This window comes from Paludisphaera soli, assembly GCF_011064595.1.
Classification (GTDB): domain Bacteria; phylum Planctomycetota; class Planctomycetia; order Isosphaerales; family Isosphaeraceae; genus Paludisphaera; species Paludisphaera soli.
In genome coordinates this window covers 69,186-83,489 of sequence record NZ_JAALJI010000002.1, presented here as the reverse complement: position 1 = coordinate 83,489, position 14,304 = coordinate 69,186, and the positions used below count along the sequence as shown (strand labels likewise).

Here is a 14,304-nt window from a genome sequence, read left to right as displayed (position 1 = left end):
CGGGGTGCGGGTCACTCGCAGCCGATCTCGACGATCTTGAGCTTGAGGGTCCCCTTGGGGATGGGGACCTCGACCTCGTCGCCGACCTTCTTGCCGACGAGGCCCTGGCCGATGGGGCTGGTCAGGAGGATGCGATTGTTCTCGTAGTCCTCCTCGCCGGGGCCGACGAGGATGAAGTCCTCCTCCTCGGCCAGGTCGACGTCCAGGACGCGCACCTTGGAGCCGAAGACCACGCGGTCCTTGGGCATGTTCGTCCGGTCGACGAGGTAGGCCCGGCTCAGCTTGTCCTGGAGGTCGTTGATCCGGGCCTGGAGCATTCCCTGAGCTTCGACGGCGGCGTCGAACTCGGCGTTCTCGGAAAGGTCCCCGTAACCGCGGGCCTGGGCGATCTGCTCGGCGATCCGGGACATGTCCTCATGTTTCATCTGGTCGAGCTGGGCCTTGAGCTTCTCGTAGCCTTCTTTCGACATCGGAATTCGGTCGGTGGACATGCCGAACTGCTCCCATTCTCAACACTGGTGCGGGATGCACGGTTCGCGCCGGGGGGCGCCTCGTCGTGGAGGCTCGCGCGCGTCGCCGAGGCGTCGGTCGCCTCCGGCCGATTCAGGTTGCACGTCGCTCTGGCCCTGGCGGGACGGGTCGGCGGGCGACGAGGTCGAGGCTCAGGTCTCCGGGTTACGCCGAGGCTGAACCCAAGGCAAAAAAAATGAGACGGCCGGATGCGTAAGCCGCATCCGGTGACGTCCATCTGCCATCAAGCCTAGTAATCCCTGTACGGGTATGCAAGCCCAACCCGTGGGAACCCGGGGGGGTGGGGAGGGTCGCGAAGCGTCCCGCCGAGGGCCCGGGCTCCGGGAGGATCATTCGTGGCGGAGGGCCTCGATCGGATCCATCATGGCGGCCCGTCGGGCCGGATAGAGACCGAAGAGGATGCCGACGGCGACCGAGATCCCGAACGCCAGCAGCACCGACATGCCGGTGACGAACGCCTTCTGGTCGGGGATGAAGTAGACGATGAGCCGCGGGATGGCGATGCCCATCGACACGCCCAGCAGGCCGCCGACCCCGGAGAGCACGACGGTCTCGATCAGGAACTGCTGGGTGATGTCCTTCCGCTTCGCGCCGAGGGCCCGGCGGATGCCGATCTCCCGGGTCCGCTCGGTGACGGTGGCCAGCATGATGTTCATGATGCCGATGCCGCCGACCAGCAGCGAGATCGCCGCGATCGTCCCCAGGATGATGCTGAACTGGCGGGCCGCTCGCTGGGCCTCCAGCAGCAGGTCGTAGGGGACCGTCATCTCGACGTCCTTCTTGGGATGGAACCGCTCGTAGGCCGCCTTGATGATCGGCACGGTTGGCTGGACTTGGTCGATGGCGCCGACCTGGAGCGTGACCTGGGAGAGCTGGGTCTCCTCGGCCTCCATCGACCCCGACCGGTTGTTGATGATCTTCTCGCCGAATCGCACCCGGCAGGTGTTCAGCGGGATGTAGACGTCCTTGTTGAAGTCCTGGGCCGCGAGGCTGCCGCCCACGCCCGCCGAGCTTTCGCGTTCCTTGGTGACGCCGACGACGGTGTAGTAGTCGGACCCCAGCTTGACCGACTCGCCGATGGGATCTTCGTAGGGGAAGAGGGTCTTGGCGGTGGTCGAGGCGAGCACGGCGTAATTCTGGTACTTCTCGTTGTCGGCGGCGGTCAGGAACCGGCCCCGCTCGATCTGGAGCATGTTGAACTCGGCGTAGTCCTGGGTGGTGCCCACGACGCGGCCGTCGAGGTAGTACTGGAGGCGGCGGACCTGCTTGCGGATCTCGCGGATGGGCAGGGCCTTGCGGATCGTCGGCACGGTCGCCATGATCCGATCGAAGTCGTCGTACTTGATGCCGTAGTTGAGGATGCGCGAGGGCCGCCCGCCGGTGGCCTGGGCCTCGTCGCTGGGCTTGACCGAGCGGACGATGATGTTGGTGGCGCCGAGGGCGCGGATCCGCTCCTGGGCGTCGCGGCTGGAGCCCTCGGCGATCGCGAGCATCGAGATGACGGCGGCCACGCCGAAGACGATGCCGAGGACGGTCAGGCCCGACCGCAGCTTGTGCAGCAGCAGGCTCTTCATGCCGAGTTTGAGGCCGCGCCAGATGCGTCGCATGGGATGGATTCCTTGACCGTCGGGGTTCGGGCGGGCAGCGGGACGGACGTTGGTCAGGCCTCGACGGAGGCGGCGAGCGAGCCCTGGGCGGCCTGACCGGCGGCGATCATCCGCGGGCTGGGGCCGTCCTCGATGATCAGGCCGTCGCGCATGCGGATGATCCGCTTGGCGTGCTCGGCGATGTCGTCTTCGTGGGTCACCATGATGATGGTCTTGCCCGCGTCGTTGAGACGCTGGAGCATTTCCATGATCTCATGGCTGGTCTTGGTGTCTAGATTGCCGGTGGCCTCGTCCGCGAGGATGATGTAGGGATCGTTGATCAGCGAGCGTGCGATGGCCACGCGCTGCTGCTGGCCGCCGGAGAGCTGCGTCGGGCGGTGGTCCAGGCGCTCGCCGAGGCCGACCATGGTGGCCAGCTCGACCGAGCGCTCGACGGCCTCCGGGCTCAGCTCGCCCCCCCCCTGATAGGTGAGGGGTAGCTGGATGTTCTCCAGTACCGTGTACTGCTGGATGAGGTTGTAGGACTGGAAGATGAAGCCGAGGTAGCGGCTGCGGACCTCGGACAGCTCGTCGTCGTCCAGCCGAGAGACGTCGCGGTCGCCCAGCATGTACTGGCCGCTGGTGGGGCGGTCGAGGCAGCCGAGCAGGTTGAGCATGGTGCTCTTGCCGGAGCCCGACGCGCCCATGATGGCGACGTACTCGCCCGGGTAGAAGTCGACCGACACGCCCTGGAGGGCGTGCACGGTGACGGTGTTGCTGGCCCCCTTGCGGCGGAAGATCCCGCCGCCGGAGGGGGCGTGGCCCATCACGTAGGTCTTGCGGACGTCGACGATGGAGACCAGCGGCTTGTCGGCCCGATTCGCGGAATCGACTTGGAAGTCCACGATCAGTTGCCTCCCCCGGGGCCGCCGCCGCCGCCCGGCCCGCCGCCGCCGGGCCCGCCCGGCCCGCCGCCACCTCCGCCCGCCCGCATCTGTCGCATCTGGTCGAGCTCGGCGTCGGTGAATCCGGCCTTCTTGAGGATCTCGGCCCGCTCCTCCTCCGAGGCGGACTTGAGCTTGGCCCGGTCCTCGGCGGGGACGTTCTGCATCTTGGCCATGAACGCACCCATGCCGCCGCCCGCGCCGCCGCGACGGCCGCCCTTGCCCTTGGCCTTGGCGGCGTCGGGCGCGGCGCCGGGGACGGCGGGCCCGCCGGGGACTCCCGGCCCGCCCGGTCCCGCGGCCTCGCCGTCGCCCTTGGCGAAGTCTTTCTTGGAGGCGGCGCGGCCGACGGCGAACAGCTCCCGCTTCTCCTCGTCGCTCAGCAGGGCGATCGGGTTGAGGGCGATGACCTGGCCCTCGGAGACGCCCTCGACGATCTCGACGTACTTGTCGTTGGTCGCGCCCAGGGCGACTTCCTTGCGGTCGTAGCCGTTCGGGGTGCGGACGGCGAGGTGGTCCTTGCCCTTGAATTCGAGGATCGCCTGGACCGGCACGGTCAGCACGTCCTCCTTGCGGTCGACGAGGATGACGACTTCGGCGTTCATGCCGGGGCGGAGGCCGGGCAGGGGGTTCTCGATCCGGATGTGCGAGGTGTAGACCTTGATGTCCGAGCTGAAGAAGCTCGACGGGTCGGGCAGGGGGGCGACGTCGACGACGCTGCCGTCCAGCTCCATGTCGGCGAAGGCGTCGACCCGGATCCGGGCCTTCATCTTGGGCAGGATCTTGTCGATCTGCGACTCGTGGATCTTGGCGTTCACCTGCATGTTGGCGATGTCCGGCAGGCTGAAGATCTTCTGACGCTCGCGGACCGTGGCGCCTTCCTCGACCTGCGGGGTGTTGCTGCCGAAGTTGCGGCCGGGGTCGTTGGCGTAGACCACCAGCCCCTCGCCGGGGGCGAAGAGCTTGCAGTTGACGATCTGCTTCTCGAACTTGGCCTCCTTCTCGCGCTCCAGCTCGAAGGTCTGCTTCTTGGCCAGCTCGTCCGAGAGCGCCTTCTCGACGTCGCTCTTCAACTCCTTGATGGTCTTGGCCTTGGTGAAGTTCTCCAGCACCGAGAGCTTGCTCTGGGCCTGCTCCAGGGCGAACTTGGCCTTCTGATTGTTCAGCTCCTCGGAGACCTTCTGGGCGCGGGAGACGTAGCCCTTGTCGAACATGCGGTTGGCCCAGTCGACACGGTCGGCGGCGCGGGCGAGGTCGGACTCGGCCAGCTTGATCTCGCCGTTGATGGTCGCCTTGTCCTGGGCGTAGATGCCCTCTTCATACTCCCGGACGGCGATCTCGGCGACCTCGCGGGTCAGCTTGGCCTGCTGATAGGCGGCGTCGGCCCCCTGGGTGGCGATCTTCTGGTTGATCAGGGACTCCCGGAGGGTCGCCGAGTCCAGCTCGCAGACCAGCTCCCCCTTCTTCACCCGGGTCCCTTCCGGGAGGATGAAGATGATGGTGGTCTGGCCTTCCACCTGGCAGTACACGTCCTCGTTCTTGGCGCTCTCCAGCGAGCCCTTCTCGGTGACCGTGATCGGCAGCGGGCCGCGCTTGATCTCGAATGGGATGATGTCGAGGCTGGTCGGGGCGAAGAATCCGCGGATCGGCTTGCTCATGCCGGGGACGCTGACCAGGGCCACGCCCCCCACCGCGAGGAGGGAGACGAGGCCCAGGGCCAAGATCTTGCCCAGCGACGCCTTACGGCGTTTCGGGCGCTGCAGGGGCGGCAGGTCGCGGGTCGCTGGTGCCGGCCCCGAGGCTGGGGCCTCGGTATTCTGCAGGGAAAAGTTCACTGAACGCCTCCCATTCGTCGTAGGGCAAGGTGCCGATGTCGCGGTACAGGGTCAGTCGGGCGAGCTCGAAGGCCTGCCAGTTCTGGACGATCGACAGCTGCTGCTGGATCAGGTTGCCCTGGGCCTGGAGCAGGTTCTGGGTCTGGGCCGCGGCGTTGGCCGACTGGGCCAGGTTCTGCCCCGAGGTCGCCTGCGGCGGCGCCACGATCTGCTCGAACGCCTGGTCCTTCAGCCGAGCCTGCAGGGTCAGCTGCTGCTTGGAGATCTCGTATTGGAAGTAGGCGATTTGCATCTGCCTGATGTCTTGACGAAGATTGAATTTTAGGGCGTCTTCCTGGTTCTGCAGGGATCGTCGCTGCCGCTGGTAGTCGATGATGGCCTGGCGGAACTGGTTGCGCTCGGAGAGCCGGATCAGGGGGAGCTCGGCGTTCAGGACCAGGCTGAACTGGGTGGCCTGGGACATGAAGCCAAACGGGTTGGTCGTCGTGGGCGGGGTCAAGACCTGATTGGTCAGGCCGACGTTGAGTATACCGCGGAGGGCGTTGGCCCGAAATCGAATTTGTCGCCAGGCGTCGTAGAGCTGGGCTCGGGCGTTCATGAGGTCGAGCCGGTATTCCATGGCGGTCCGGACGCCGGCCTGCAGGATCTCCTCGAGCCGGCTCTCGTCCGCCTCGCCCTCGATCTGGCGGTAGGGGGCCAGGACCGACCGGCCGTCGATGACGACGTCCTCCAGCTCGGGGACGCTCTGGATGATCTGGGGCAGCTCGTCGAGGTCGCGCTTGGGGTTGCGCTGCCAGTCGTCGATCCGACGGAAAACGTCCAGGAACGGCTCATACAGGCTGAGGTCCACGGACATCGGGGTGTCCGGGGGGAGGCCGAGTTGGAGCTTGAACTGGTCCAGGCCGTTGCGGAAACTCAGGATGTTCTGGGCGAGCTGGCTGCGGCCGCCGACCAGCTGGTTCCGGGCCTGGTCGACCTGGAGCTGCGTGAGGCCCGACGCCTCGCCGTCGATGAGCTGCTCGTAGAGGCTCACGATCTGCTCCAGGGTCGCCACGTTCCGCTTGGAGATCTCGATCCGGGCCGCGTTGACCACGGTCGGGACGAAGCCCACGACCGGGTCCACGTTGCCGCCCGACGAGAAGCCCGCGAGGGCGAAGGTCGACCCCAGGTTCTGCACCGAGCCGCCGATCAGCACCGAGACGATGAACTCCTGGCGGAATCGTGCGAATGAGCGGACCTGGTAGAGCAGCGAGCGTTCGGCCAGGGTCAGCGCCTCCAGCGTCACGGCCCGGCCGCCGCCCCGCAAGAGGGGCTGGACGAAGCTGAGCGGCAGGGAGGACTGCACGGAGGGCTGGATCGGGTTGGTGCCGACGAGGTTGAAGACGACCTGGTTGGCGAAGCCCAGCAGCAGCCGGCCGCCCGAGTTGAGGAGCTTGCCTACGCCGGCGATCTCGCTCAGCTGGAGGTTCGAGACCTGGCCGCCCGGGGCGTATCGCGTCGCGTAGTTGAAGGCGTTGCCGGGGTTCAGGCCCGGGAACCCCGCCCCCAGCGGCGAAGTCGAAGGCGTCGAACCCGCATAGAACTGGGGCTGGAAGGCGAACCGCTGGAGCGTGACGGCGAGGGCCGAGGAGTAGAGGTTCTCCAACTGGGTCTGGTAGAACCGGCTGTTGATGAGGGCCAGGGTGAACGCCTGCTGCATGTTCACCCGGTAGAACTTGGAGCCGCTGGGGAGCCCCGCGATGACCGCCTCGTCCAGTTCGGGGATCGTAGGGACCAGGATGCCGGCCAGCTCGGCCGCCTGGGATTCGGTGAACGCCCCGTCGCCGCGCTCCGGCTGCATCTCCCCGGGCCTGGGGAGGGCCGGGTCGGCGAGGTCGCGCCGCTCGGGGTTGGGATCGAGCGGCGTCGCGGGCGCCGGCCCGAGGTCCCTGTCCGGCTCCTGGCCCTGGAATCCGGCCCGACGGGCCTCGGGGTCGACCGCCGACTTCTCGAAGCTCTCGGCGGGCCGGGGCGGGGGGATCGTCCCCTTCGGATACTTCCGGGCGTCGGCCAGGAGGACCGGCGCGGCCTTGCGGTCGCGGGGCCGGTCGAGCTTGAGGGTCGTCGGCCCATCGGCCCCGGCCGGCCCGGGGAAGGGCGAGGGGGCGTTGGAGGGGCCGGGCGGCGGGGTGGGGGTCGCCGGCTCGTTCAGGTCGCGAGCGGGCGAGGCCGGGGCCGTCCGCCTGGCCGCCTTTGGATAGGTGGCGCGTTCCTGGTCCCAGCGCTCGAGGAGGTCCATGTAGCCGTTCCCCTCGGCCGGGACGAGGAGCCGATTGTTCGGCGCCTGGGGGACGGGCGAGAGCGCCTCGGCGGCCGGGTCGTCGGGGGGGGCCGGCGGGAAGTCCTGGTCGTAGGGGTCGGCGAACCGCGAGAGGGCCGGCGGCTCGACCGAGAACGTGTCCAGCCGCCATCGCGGGTCGCGACTCTTCTCGAAGACCGCCTCAGAGACGTCCTGGTTGGCCCATTCGCGGAAGAATTCGCGCGTGCATCCCGGCTGGGTGCCCAGCGTCGCCGCGAGCAAGGTCGGCAAGACGCCGTACCGCGCGAGGGGCGTCCTGGGGGTCCTGAGCTTGTTATCGGCCATGCTTTTGCCTCGACGACTGGCATCCCTTCGGACCGCCGCCCCGGGGGGGGCGCACCACCGGGCCGCCGGCGGGGCTCGAACCCGTCCGCGACGGCCCGGCCGGGTTGGCGGGGACGATCGGTGCGACGGATCGACGACTCGCGGCGACTCTCACGCCGTTTGTATCGGGCCTGCCGATTGTCCGAGTTGAACTGAAAGCGCGAGCGGCCCGAAGTCGTCGAACCGGGGTGGATCGGCTTTGGAGTGGAGAAAAGGCCGCGTCAAGGCCGAAATCCCAGTGGTAATAAGGGACCCTCGGCGGCGGATTCGCGCCGTACCCGTCCGGACCGGAGGCAGGTGCCTCCCGGCCCGACCGGTTCCAATGAGGGGGCCCCCCGCGAGGCGCCGTGGCGAGATGTCTCGTGGCGGGACGCGGAAGGATGCCTGGGAGAAGGGAGTCTCCAGATGCTGTTTGGCAATCGCGGTCCTCGGTCCGGCGCCCCGGCGCACAAGCCTGCGAAGTTCCGCCCGCGGGCGGAAGACCTCGAGGCGAAGGTGTTGCTCTCCATCGACCTGGGCGGGACGGCCCCGCCGGCCCTGCCCAACATCGCCGCCGCCAACGTCGGCGTGGCGATGGTGGGGACGAGCACGCCCCTGCAAGGGGCCGGCTACAGCGTCGCCAACCTCGGCAACATCAACGGCACGGGGTTCGACAGCTTCCTGATCGGCGCCCCGGCCATCGACAACACGGGGACGAACACCGTCCCGTCGGCCTACCTGGTGTTCGGCTCGCAGGCCGTCACCAACTCCGGGCCCGTCACCGCGGACTGGCTGAACAACGCCCCCAACGGCCGGGTCGGCGACCTCACCACGCTGGGCGGCGATCTGCAGACCAATCCGATCACGGGCAGCTCGACGAACGCCTACGCGTTCAACGGCGTGACGTTCATCACCAGCCAGCAGCCGAACTCGCAGCTCGGCGAGTCGGTGGCGTTCGCGGGGACGATCCGCGGGACGCCCGCCTTCCTGATCGGCGCCCCCAACGGCACGGTCGCCGGCTCGTTCACCAGCGGCGTCGGCACCGGTCGCGCCTACCTCGTGTACGGCACGAGCAACCTGAGCACGCTGGCGAACAAGACGATCGACCTGGACGACCCGGCCTCGGCGCAGGCCGCGGGCGTGACGGTCATCACCTTCGTCAGCTCGTCGCTCGGGTCGCAGCTGGGCGGCGGCGTGGCCGGGATCGGCAACTTCCTGAACGACGGGTCGAACGGCATCGCCCTGGGCGCCCCGGCGGCCTCGGTGGCCGGCGTCGCCACCTCGGGCGCCGTCTACGTCATGACCGGCAACAACCTGCCGGCGTCGCCGACGACCATCGACGTCACGACGATCGGCCAGGGGAGCGTCCCCGGCCTGGTCCTCGCGGGCCCGACCGGCGGCAGCCAGGTCGGCTTCGCGGTCGGCGGCGAAGGCGGCGACGTCAACGGCGACGGCCTGGCCGACCTGATCATCGGGGCCGCCGGCGCGGGAGGCGGGGCCGGCGCCGCGTATGTGGTCTACGGCGGCAACCTCATCAACCAGACGATCGTCACCAACAGCTACCGCTTCATCTCGCTCGCCCGCGTGGGCACGGCGAGCGGCTCGACCCCCGCCCCGGTCGCCGGGGCGGTGATCGGCGGCTCGGCCGGCGAGCAGCTGGGCTTCGCGGTCTCCGGCGGCGGCGACTTCAACAACGACGGCTTCGGCGACGTCCTGATCGGCGGCCCCGGGTACGTCACCAACACGGGCCGGGCGATCCTCCTCTACGGCGGCGCCAACAACGTCGTCAACGGGATCTTCACGGCCGACACCATCCCCAACTCGATCAGCTCGCTGACCCTGACGGGTACGACCACCGGCGACCTGGCCGGCTACGCGGTCTCCTCCGCCGCGCCGGTCAACAGCGGCCAGCCCAGCGCCATCCTGATCGGCTCGCCCGGCTTCAACTCCAATCGCGGGGCGGCCTACTACCTGCCGGGCCACGCCGGGCTCTTCACCGGCACCTTCTCGCTGACCCAGGCCGAGAACGCCTCCAGCCTCGCCGGCCTGCTCCTCACGGCGTCGACCCCGGGCTTCCCCGTCGCGACCTCTGCGCCGTTCTTCGGCGCCGCCGTCTCGGGCCGCCTGTTCAACTCGGGCCAGACCCGCACCGCGGACTCGGACCTGCTGGGCGACTTCATCATCGGGTCCCCCGGCTACACCATCATCAACTCGGGCAACCTCGCCGGCGCCGGCTTCATCGTCGAGGGGGCTCGGGTCTCGGTCGGCATCCCGCCCGCGTCGAACGTGATCACCACGAACATCGTGCAGATCGACAACTCGACCAGCACGCCGTTCGCCGTGAACCGGACGACCCCCGACGCGATGCAGATCTACGTCACCAGCGCCACCACCCCCAGCGGCGTGGCGTTCAACCCGGTCACCGACATCGACCCCACGACCGTCACGGTCAACGGCGTCCTGTTCGCGAACGCGACCGTCACGGCGAATCCGGCCAACGCGACCCAGGCGATCATCACGATCTCGCCCCGGTCGTCGCTCAACCTGCCGACGGGGACCTCCACCCTGGTGGTGACCGGCCTGACCCTGCCGACCGCGGCGGCCCCCAACCAGCAGTGGATCGCCTCCGCCCCGATCAACACCGGCGGGGGCGGCGGCGGGGGCGGCGGTGGGGGAGGCGGCGTCGCGGCCCCGATCCCTCCGGGCGTCTTCACCCCGTCCACCTATGTCTCGCCGCTCGGCAGCTCTTTCGTGCCGACCCTGGCCGCGATGTCGCAGCTCAACTACGCCCCCATCCCGGTCAACGTGGCGATCCAGCAGTACCTGCCCCCCGCCGGCTTCCGGCAGCGGCTCCAGGCCTACAAGGGGCTGAAGGTCAACGGTCGCACCCCGGCGGGCGCCCAGGACTTCGACCGGGCCAACGGCGTCTGGACGCTCGGCCGCAACGTCTACACCCGCGGCCGGTTCAGCAACGGCGAGTCGTACAAGTGGGTCCACAAGGGCCGGGTCGTCCCGGTCCAGAACAAGGTCCAGAAGTACAACGCCCGCAACAACCCCCTCCCCGGCTGACCCTCGCCCCCGCGCGGGGATATCCGATTGGTCGAGACACCGCGGGCCGGCCCCTCTCGAAGGGGCCGGCCCGTCGGCGTTTCGAAGGTCGGCCCGCCGAGAAATCAGGGGGCCTCGGGCCGACGGTCCACCAGGGTCGCCATCCGGAGGGCCAGCCTCTCCAGCGCGGGGCTGTGATCGTACGGATCGAGGTGGATGTTGATCAGGCTGAAACTCGCGGTGTTCGCCCACGCCCGGGCCAGGGCGTCGTCCAGCTCGGCGACGGTCCGCACCTCGAACCCCAGTCCGGTCCCCAGCACGTCGGGGATGCGGTGGTAGGCCCAGTTGAAGACGTCGTTGAACGCCCCTTCGAGCATGAACCGCTCGGTGGTGTAGCCGTGGTTGTTGAGCACGACGACGATCGGGTTGAAGCCGTGGCGGGCGATCGTGGACAGCTCCATGCCGGTCATCTGGAAGGCCCCGTCCCCCACGATCACCAGGACCCGCGAACCGGGGTTGGCGACGTTCGCGCCCAGGGCCGCCGGCAAGCCGAAGCCCATCGACGTGTAGTAGGCCGGGCTGAGGAACTCGGTGTGCCGCTCCATCTCCAGATCGGTCGCCCCGAACAGCGAATCGCCGACGTCGGCGACGACCGTCGTCCCCGTGGTCTCGGTGAGCAGGCGGTTGAGCCGGGCGAAGACCGCGGAGGAAGTCGCCGGCGAATCTCCGGGGCCGATCTCGACCTCCGCGAACGGATTGGTCCTGGCCGGGATCGTCACCCGCTGCACCCGGAGCCGACGCTCGATGAGCCCCCGGATGAAGTCGTCGAGCCGGACGTCGCGGTAGTGATGGCGGCGGATTCGCAAATCCTCGCTGGTCGCGTCGATGCAGCGGGACGGGTCGAGCTTGGCGGTGAAGATCCCGAGGTTGATGTCGGTGAGGAAGCAGCCGAGCATCAGCAGGCAGTCGGACGATTCGACCAGCTCGGTGACCTCGGGACGACCCATGCCGCCCTCGTAGACGCCCGCGAACAGCGGGTGGGTCTCGGCGACGACGCTCTTGCCCAGGATCGTCGTGGCGATCGGCATCCCGGTCGCCTCGGCCAGCTCCATCAGCTCGGCCTGGAGGTGGAAGCGGTGGATCTCGACGTCGGCCAGGATCATCGGCCGCCGCGCCGAGGTCAGCAGCGCCTCGGTCTCGTCGAGGGCCTCGCGGAGCGCGTCGGGATCGCTGGGATGGGCTGTGGAGCGGCGGTGGTGGAGAGCGCCCGGGACGACGTGCAGCTGGTCGCGCGGGATCTCCAGGTAGACCGGCCGCTTGAACCGGAGGGCTGCGTCCAGGACCCGGTCGATCTCGGCGAAGGCCGTCTCGGGGCGGTCGAGCACGGCCGAGGCGACGGTGAGGTGCTGGAAGACGTCGAACTGGGTCTCGAACGTCTTCACCTTGTGATGCAGCAGCGGGTTCCGCGCCCGTTCGCCCATGCCTGGCGAGCCGCTGAGCACGATCACCGGCGACTTCTCCGCGTAGGCCCCCGCAATGCTGTTGGCGGTCGAGAGGCCGCCCACGCAGTACGTCACGCAGACGCAGCCCAGGCCTCGAACCCGCGCATAGGCGTCGGCCGCGAACCCGGCGTTGTCCTCCCGCGTGGTCCCGATCAGTTTCATCGGGCTCTCTTCGAGCATCTTGTAGAGGCCCAGCACGTAGTCGCCGGGGATCCCGAAGACGTGCTCGACCCCCAGGCCGGCGATCCGGTCGACCAGGTAACGCCCGACGCTGGTCGTCGGGAGGGGCGGCTCGGCCATGTCGAGTCTCCTCGGATCGGGATCGGAAAGGTCGGCGCGACCGGAAGGGGGTGGTCCGCCTTCGCTACATGCTTCGTACGCCGCCGACGAGGCGGCGGATCGCGGCGAGCCCGGAAATCCGCCGCGGCTCAGGACTGCGCCCTGGGGTTGATGACCTTCGCCAGGTCGTGGAAGAGCGACTCCAGGATGAGGGCCATGTAGAGGTTGCGCTGGAGGTGGAAATCGGCCTCCATCGCGCGGTCCGCCAGCACGAAGACGTCTTCCGGCTCCAGGCGCTCGGCCAGCCTGGCGATCGCGCGACGGTCCTCGGGGTCGGGCGAGGGGGGCTCCAGGCCGGCGGTCTGCCAGAGCACGCCCCGGAAGAGACGCGCCAGCTCCCAGACCATCAGGCGGACGCGACGACGCTGTGCGGACGACTCCTTGCCCGCCTGCTTCGCGAACGCGTCGAGCCGTTTGACCTGCTCCCCGGGGTCGAAGCCGCGCTCGCTGCACAGGCCGTCGATCAGGTCGCGGCGATAGCGGCCCAGCTCCGGGTCGGCCAGTCCCACCGCGCGGCCGACGCTGCCGTCGGCCAGCGCCGCCAGCTTCAGGGCCTCGGCCGGCTCCGACGTCACCCCCTTCTCCAGGAGCAACGAGGCCAGCTCTTCCGGCGGCAGCGGCTCGAATCGGACCACCTGGCAGCGCGAGACGATCGTCTCCAGCTGCTGCTCGGGAGACGTGCCGATGAGGATCAGGACCGCGCCCGGGGGGGGCTCCTCCAGGGTCTTCAGGAAGGCGTTGGCGGCCTCGTCGTTCATCGCGTCCACGTCGTCGACGACGGCGACCTTGCGAAGACCCCGCGCCGGCTTGAGGCCGAACTCGTCGCAGAGGTCCCGGATGACCTTGATGGGCAGCTCCTGCTTGTCCTCGGGACGTCCGACGACCAGCAGGTCGGGATGGGTGCCGGCCTCGACCTGGACGCAGCCGGGGCAGGTGCCGCACGGTTCGAGGTCGGACTCGGGCCGCTCCTCGCACAACAGCGCCTGGGCCAGAGTCAGGGCGAACGTCTTCTTGCCGACCCCCTCGGGGCCCACGAAGAGCAGGGCGTGCGGCAGGCGTCCCGACCGGACCGTCGACCGCAGCGAATCGACGACGCGGTCATGACCTCGGACCGAGCGCCAGGGCATCCTCCACCTCCTTCCGGATCCGGGCGAAGACCGCGTCGGCCTCGTCCCCGCCGTCGATCAAGGCGGTTGAGCCGCCATAGAAGGCTGTTTGGCCGGCCTCCCGACGGGCGGCCGCGAGGAACCCGGAGCGGACCTGTTTCTGATATTCCGCCGGCCGCTTCTCGATCCGATCGCGGGCCGGGCCGGTTCGTCGGCGGGCGACGTCCGGGGGGACGTCGAGGATCAGGGTCAGGTCGGGGAGCAACCCGCCGGTCGCCACGCCGCCGACGCGGGCGATCTCGTCCAGGGGCAGGCCCCCCGCCACCCCCTGGTACACGAGATTGGAGAGCAGGAAGCGGTCGCAGACCACGACGCGACCCGCCTGCAGCGAGGGCCGGATCACCTCCTCGACCAGTTGGGCGCGGCTGGCCATGTAGAGGAGCATCTCGGCCCTCATGGAGGGGTGGACGCTCTCGTCGGCGAGGATCACGGAGCGGAGACGCTCGCCGAGGGGTGTCCCGCCGGGGTCGCGGCAGGCGACGACGTCGAAGCCTTCTTCACGGAGCCAGTCGCCCACCCGCGCCGCCTGGGTCGACTTGCCGCCGCCGTCCGGGCCTTCGAACACGAGGAAGAAGCCGGGATGGGGCCTGGGGGGGGTGGCGTCGCCGGGGTCCAGGGTCGTCACGTCGGGGGTCCTCCTGACAGGATCCTAACGCCCCGCCGATCGGATCGCGAGCCCCCGCCGCCCTCGCAGCGCGGGCCGGCCTCTGGC

The 14,304-nt window shown here is 69.3% G+C and carries 9 protein-coding genes; 1 reads left to right on the top strand and 8 read right to left on the bottom strand.

The window, feature by feature from the left end:
* Nucleotides 1-11: 11 nt before the first annotated feature.
* From greA to G6O68_RS03205, 5 genes are all read right to left on the bottom strand, one after another.
* Complete coding sequence (gene greA, locus G6O68_RS03225; RefSeq protein WP_165244769.1) at nucleotides 12-491, bottom strand: transcription elongation factor GreA; 480 nt, start codon at nucleotides 489-491, stop codon at nucleotides 12-14.
* A 369-nt stretch (nucleotides 492-860) separates the two neighbouring features.
* Complete coding sequence (locus G6O68_RS03220; RefSeq protein ID WP_165244767.1) at nucleotides 861-2,138, bottom strand: ABC transporter permease; 1,278 nt, start codon at nucleotides 2,136-2,138, stop codon at nucleotides 861-863.
* Between the two features lie 53 nt (nucleotides 2,139-2,191).
* Nucleotides 2,192-2,944, bottom strand: coding sequence for an ABC transporter ATP-binding protein (locus G6O68_RS03215; RefSeq protein WP_165245563.1), 753 nt, complete (start codon nucleotides 2,942-2,944; stop codon nucleotides 2,192-2,194).
* Nucleotides 2,945-3,024: 80 nt separating this feature from the next.
* On the bottom strand, nucleotides 3,025-4,896 hold the full coding sequence (locus G6O68_RS03210) for an efflux RND transporter periplasmic adaptor subunit (protein ID WP_165244765.1): 1,872 nt from the start codon (nucleotides 4,894-4,896) through the stop codon (nucleotides 3,025-3,027).
* Nucleotides 4,802-7,519: a TolC family protein gene (locus tag G6O68_RS03205; RefSeq protein WP_165244763.1), complete on the bottom strand. Its 2,718-nt coding sequence runs from the start codon at nucleotides 7,517-7,519 to the stop codon at nucleotides 4,802-4,804. The genes G6O68_RS03210 and G6O68_RS03205 overlap by 95 nt, the downstream gene beginning before the upstream one ends.
* Nucleotides 7,520-7,963: 444 nt before the next feature.
* Here G6O68_RS03205 and G6O68_RS03200 point away from each other — a divergent pair, with 444 nt between their 5' ends.
* Nucleotides 7,964-10,606, top strand: a complete 2,643-nt coding sequence (locus G6O68_RS03200; protein ID WP_165244761.1) for a beta strand repeat-containing protein — start codon at nucleotides 7,964-7,966, stop codon at nucleotides 10,604-10,606.
* Nucleotides 10,607-10,710: 104 nt separating this feature from the next.
* Here the strand turns inward: G6O68_RS03200 and G6O68_RS03195 are convergent, their stop codons facing one another.
* The 3 genes from G6O68_RS03195 to tmk all read right to left on the bottom strand — a co-directional run bounded on the left by G6O68_RS03195 (nucleotide 10,711) and on the right by tmk (nucleotide 14,217).
* Nucleotides 10,711-12,387 (bottom strand): alpha-keto acid decarboxylase family protein, encoded by a 1,677-nt coding sequence (locus G6O68_RS03195; protein ID WP_165244759.1) that lies wholly within the window; start codon nucleotides 12,385-12,387, stop codon nucleotides 10,711-10,713.
* A 128-nt stretch (nucleotides 12,388-12,515) separates the two neighbouring features.
* Nucleotides 12,516-13,553 carry a DNA polymerase III subunit delta' gene (gene holB, locus G6O68_RS03190; protein WP_165244757.1) on the bottom strand — a complete coding sequence of 346 codons (1,038 nt, stop codon included), beginning with the start codon at nucleotides 13,551-13,553 and terminating at the stop codon, nucleotides 12,516-12,518.
* Nucleotides 13,525-14,217 carry a dTMP kinase gene (gene tmk / locus G6O68_RS03185; protein ID WP_240911019.1) on the bottom strand — a complete coding sequence of 231 codons (693 nt, stop codon included), beginning with the start codon at nucleotides 14,215-14,217 and terminating at the stop codon, nucleotides 13,525-13,527. Before tmk ends, holB begins: the two co-directional genes overlap by 29 nt.
* Between the last annotated feature and the right edge of the window lie 87 nt (nucleotides 14,218-14,304).

Coding starts and splice junctions, on each gene's coding strand:
- G6O68_RS03200 (WP_165244761.1), top strand. CDS start 7,964: ATGCTGTTTGGCAATCGCGGTCCTCGGTCCGGCGCCCCGGCGCACAAG.
- G6O68_RS03195 (WP_165244759.1), bottom strand. CDS start 12,387: ATGGCCGAGCCGCCCCTCCCGACGACCAGCGTCGGGCGTTACCTGGTC.
- holB (WP_165244757.1), bottom strand. CDS start 13,553: ATGCCCTGGCGCTCGGTCCGAGGTCATGACCGCGTCGTCGATTCGCTG.
- greA (WP_165244769.1), bottom strand. CDS start 491: ATGTCCACCGACCGAATTCCGATGTCGAAAGAAGGCTACGAGAAGCTC.
- G6O68_RS03220 (WP_165244767.1), bottom strand. CDS start 2,138: ATGCGACGCATCTGGCGCGGCCTCAAACTCGGCATGAAGAGCCTGCTG.
- G6O68_RS03215 (WP_165245563.1), bottom strand. CDS start 2,944: ATGGGCCACGCCCCCTCCGGCGGCGGGATCTTCCGCCGCAAGGGGGCC.
- G6O68_RS03205 (WP_165244763.1), bottom strand. CDS start 7,519: ATGGCCGATAACAAGCTCAGGACCCCCAGGACGCCCCTCGCGCGGTAC.